This is a genomic window from Marinomonas sp. TW1 (assembly GCF_001625355.1).
Taxonomy (GTDB): Bacteria; Pseudomonadota; Gammaproteobacteria; order Pseudomonadales; family Marinomonadaceae; genus Marinomonas.
The window spans coordinates 1-357 of sequence record NZ_JSEE01000052.1; the positions used below are offsets into that span (position 1 = coordinate 1).

At 44.3% G+C, this 357-nt stretch carries 1 protein-coding gene; it reads left to right on the plus strand.

Features of this window, described 5'->3' with window-relative positions:
- Positions 1-357, plus strand: a 357-nt coding sequence (locus tag OA79_RS17845; protein WP_156486302.1) for a hypothetical protein, incomplete at both ends; no start/stop codon positions are given.

A 357-nucleotide genomic window follows, 5' to 3' on the forward strand; every position in this document is an offset into this window, starting at 1 on the left:
ATACTGATCTGATCTTAGATGCCGAGGGCAATCTCACCAACAAAGATTCCACGATTGAAGCTTTAAATACTATCGACATCAATGCAGAGAATGTCACGAGTTCAGGCACCGTCTTAGCCCAAGATGGTGCTTTAACCATTCAGACGAACCAAGTTGATAACCAAGGAACGCTGGCGGGTAAAGGTATCACGATTAATGCCATCGAACTAAACAACACTACAGCAAACGGGAAGATTTATTCCACCGATGCGATAGCATTGAATGTGCAAGGTAACATCATCAATGAAGATGGCGCTCTGGTACATGCGGATACTGATCTTACCTTGGATGCTGAGGGCAACCTCACCAACACAAATT